This is a genomic window from Pararhizobium sp. PWRC1-1, from assembly GCF_049897905.1.
Lineage (GTDB): Bacteria > Pseudomonadota > Alphaproteobacteria > Rhizobiales > Rhizobiaceae > Pararhizobium.
The window spans coordinates 1-3325 of the sequence record NZ_JAFCXE010000058.1 but is presented as its reverse complement, the minus strand read 5'-3'; the positions used below and the strand labels follow the sequence as shown (position 1 = coordinate 3325).

At 55.4% G+C, this 3325-nt stretch carries 5 protein-coding genes; 3 read left to right on the top strand and 2 right to left on the bottom strand.

Annotated features, from left to right (window positions below; translation table 11 throughout):
* Nucleotides 1-181: 181 nt before the first annotated feature.
* Nucleotides 182-781 (top strand): class I SAM-dependent methyltransferase, encoded by a 600-nt coding sequence (locus ACP7E0_RS34780; RefSeq protein WP_426131904.1) that lies wholly within the window; start codon nucleotides 182-184, stop codon nucleotides 779-781.
* 223 nt (nucleotides 782-1004) lie between these two features.
* Here ACP7E0_RS34780 and ACP7E0_RS34775 read toward each other — a convergent pair whose 3' ends face one another.
* A complete protein-coding gene (locus tag ACP7E0_RS34775; protein WP_426131902.1) occupies nucleotides 1005-1397 on the bottom strand; it encodes a hypothetical protein in 393 nt (130 codons plus the stop codon).
* Between the two features lie 273 nt (nucleotides 1398-1670).
* The gene (locus tag ACP7E0_RS34770) at nucleotides 1671-2129 is read right to left on the bottom strand and encodes a hypothetical protein (protein WP_426131900.1); all 459 of its coding nucleotides are present in this window, start codon (nucleotides 2127-2129) and stop codon (nucleotides 1671-1673) included.
* Nucleotides 2130-2605: 476 nt separating this feature from the next.
* Between ACP7E0_RS34770 and ACP7E0_RS34765 the strand changes: the two genes are divergently transcribed.
* Both ACP7E0_RS34765 and ACP7E0_RS34760 read left to right on the top strand, forming a co-directional pair.
* Nucleotides 2606-2875 (top strand): cyclase, encoded by a 270-nt coding sequence (locus tag ACP7E0_RS34765; protein WP_426131899.1) that lies wholly within the window; start codon nucleotides 2606-2608, stop codon nucleotides 2873-2875.
* Between the two features lie 120 nt (nucleotides 2876-2995).
* The coding region (locus ACP7E0_RS34760) for an adenylate/guanylate cyclase domain-containing protein (RefSeq protein WP_426131897.1) at nucleotides 2996-3325 on the top strand (330 nt) is incomplete at its 3' end.

Here is a 3325-nt window from a genome sequence, read left to right as displayed (position 1 = left end):
CATCTTGCTGATGAGGTGTCGACGGGCGGCGTTATGCTTGTGCGGCATGCTGGATCTGCTATTTTCGATCGCAGCCACATAGTTGCAAAACGTTGAAATTTGATCCCTGCACCAATGCTATCCAGCGGTAATCCGCCAGACAGTTGAGGTTTTATATGAGCTGGCCGAAGGTAAACCTGCTTTGGAGTTTGCCATAGGAACAGGTACAATTGCGTTACCCCTGTCCGAACGCGGTTGCCAGGTCGTGGGAATAGAACTTTCGAAGTACATGGTAGCAGAGCTTCGAAAGAAGGAGACTGGAAATCCCATCAAGGTAGTCGTCGGCGATATGACTTTAACGCGCGTCATCGGAGAATGCTCGCTCGTCTTTCTTGTCTTCTACACTATCGATAATCTGATCACTCAAGAGGCGCAGATTGCCTGCTTCCGAAACGCTGCTGAGCATCTGTCACCAGGAGGGCGCTTCCTGATCGAAACGCAGGTACCTCCAATTCAGAAGTTACCGTTCGGCGAGACAATGTCTGCCTTTGCCTGTTCGCCCAGCCATATGGGAATCGACGACTTTGACATTGCCACGCAATGCTACACCTCCAACCATGTGTGGACGGATGGTGATGAGACCACGTCACTTAGAATTCCATTTCGCTACGTCTGGCCGTCTGAACTCGACCTCATGGGAAAACTTGCCGGACTGGAGCTGGAAGACCGGTGGAGCGATTGGGAGAAGTCGCCGTTTGATCGACTGAGCAAGAAGCAGATATCTGTTTGGCGCAAGCGTTGACGCCATCTAAGGGAAAGTGGATGGCAGCGCTCCCACTGCGGATGCTGACTTAGGAAGCAGCAATACCGAAAATCGTTACGGCTTGCCGTGCCCGGTTTCAGGAATGCTCGCAGAGCAATACGACCGCGACGGGGTCGGGAGCAGACCTTGCATGACACTTCGAGGGATGTCCGCAAATGGCGCATTCCGGCCGAGAGGATTGACCGCCCTCCCCCCTTACCCCTCATTCAGGAAAGGGCCGAGGGGGATTATCTTTCGAACCGGTATGCTCCTCTACAATGTCCGGAAACTTGTAATACATGCAGGAGTTAAGAGGGTAGAAGCCGACGTCGTCAGCTACCTCTGCACGCCTAAGTTCCAGTTCAAACGTATCGACATCATCGCCAGCGCCATAGAACATCGCCATCAGGGCGAGTTCTCTATAAGGTCCGGGCGGGTACATGAAGCCAATGGCAACGGCTTCCTTTTCTGAAAACGTCCCCTTAATGACGCGCTTGATTTCGAGTTCGGCCCGAGCCATCCGGGTCGGGACTTTGTCGTTTGAAATGAACCCAGACTCGCCGATAAATAGCGACCTCAACCCGACCTCAACAATTGTCTGCGCATTCTGACGCATTTCCGCTCTTGGCGGACAGGGTTGCATGGCGTGGGATGGCTCGAAGCCGCCGAACAATACGGTTACAGATGTGGCTAGCCATAGGGCTGTGCAGTTATTTCTACTCACCATATCGCCTCGTTCGTCGCAGACATGCCGCTATTTATAGCCCCAGTGTTGCTCAGGGCTTATCAATGGTGTTGCGCACTTTGTCCGCAAGTGGCGCATTTCGGCCGAGAGGATCGACCGCAATCGGCCCGATGAAGTCATGTCGCGGACCGACCGACCCAATGCTTACGGCTCGGCGATCACCATTCCGTCAACGACTGAAAGGGAGGGGTTCTGAGCATCCTTGTCGGAGCGTCTAAAGAGGGTCCAAGCTGGCTGCCCCTCAGAGGTCATAAATGAGACGACGTATTTCTCGTCGCTAAGTGCGAGCGACAATTCGGGAAGACGGCCGAACATCGAGAGGTCTCGCACCGTTTGACCAATCAACGAGTTGAATAGCGCCTCCCAACCCTCCTCATCGCTCCAACTGCTGCCAAGAATAGATGTCTGGTTCTCGATCCGCCAACTCCATTCCAACATGACAGTGTATTCGCCTGTGGGTTTGCCATCAGACCCGTCTCTACGTGGAACAGGAAATAGATGGCCAATTTCCAGAAAGATAGCTGACCCATGTCCACGCCAGATCGACGATAAGGCCTGCCCTCGCATCCCCTGCCTGTAGGTCTCGAAAGCCGATAAGCTCATGCGAGCGACACCTCTTTAACGTAATTAACGAGACCTTCGTCGGCCCTTAAGACGATGTCAACGGTGCCGCACGATGTCCACAGTCGGCGCATTCCGGCCGAGTGGATGGACCGCAGTCGGCCCATTGCGGACCAAGCGACATATTCAGATGCGGTTTCAAGTGGGCCGCTTTGGGTTTGATGACCTGTGATCTGCGGAGCGCGATTCCCGACGCTACCAAGTGTCTTTCGTGATATAGTCTTCTTATGCTTGAGGAGCCATCAACGGACAAGTCCAACCACTGGCATTTGAGCCAAGTCCCTTTCATGCCCCGCCGGGCAGAAGAGCGAGCGTCGGAGCGGGGTGTGGTCCCTACCGCAGCAGAGTTGGCTCTGGCTTGTAGCGGGCATCGGTTGCCGGCGTCGACGGCAAGAATTCTGATCCAACTAACGAAGAACGTCAGATTCGCAATAAGAAGCGCTACAGGGGAGGATGACATGACGACATTGTTTGTGAGGCACGCTGTCTCGGACTACAAGACTTGGCGGAAGGTCTACGACACGTTTTCTGCGATCCAGAAGGCGAACGGCGTAACAGCGGATGCAGTATATCAAGCCATCGATAACCCCAACGACGTCACCGTGACCCACGAATTCGCGACGCTGGAGGCGGCTCAGGCCTTCACTAGGTTGGAAGAGTTGGGCAAGGCGATGCAGAGTGGAGGAGTGGTAGGGACACCGACAGTCTGGTTCACGCACAAATTGTAACGTCGCAGGGGCGATGGAAAAGGTGCCCGTTAGAGGTCCATTCATGGCCCAATGCCACTGCACTGGTTCAAGAGGGGTGCTCGTCGGCCGTAGTCCCAGGCTGTAACAAGGGAGGACGGAATGAGCGAGACGCGGAAAATTGCGGCGATCCTGGTCGCGGATGTGGTTGGCTACAGCCGTCTCGCTGGCGCGGACGAGGATCGCATCTTGGCGCGGCTGCGCGCGCTACGCAGCGATCTGATCGACCCAACTATCGCCGTGCACAATGGCCGCGTGGTCAAGCGCACCGGAGACGGAAGCCTCATCGAGTTCCGCAGTGTCGTTGATGCGGTGCGCTGCGCCATCGAAGTGCAGAACGGCATGGTCGAGCGCAATGCTGGCCTACCGCCTGAACGACGCATCGAGTTCCGCGTCGGTATCCATCTCGGCGACGTGGTCGAAGAGAGCGAC

Coding starts and splice junctions, on each gene's coding strand:
- ACP7E0_RS34765 (WP_426131899.1), top strand. CDS start 2,606: ATGACGACATTGTTTGTGAGGCACGCTGTCTCGGACTACAAGACTTGG.
- ACP7E0_RS34775 (WP_426131902.1), bottom strand. CDS start 1,397: ATGCGTCAGAATGCGCAGACAATTGTTGAGGTCGGGTTGAGGTCGCTA.
- ACP7E0_RS34770 (WP_426131900.1), bottom strand. CDS start 2,129: ATGAGCTTATCGGCTTTCGAGACCTACAGGCAGGGGATGCGAGGGCAG.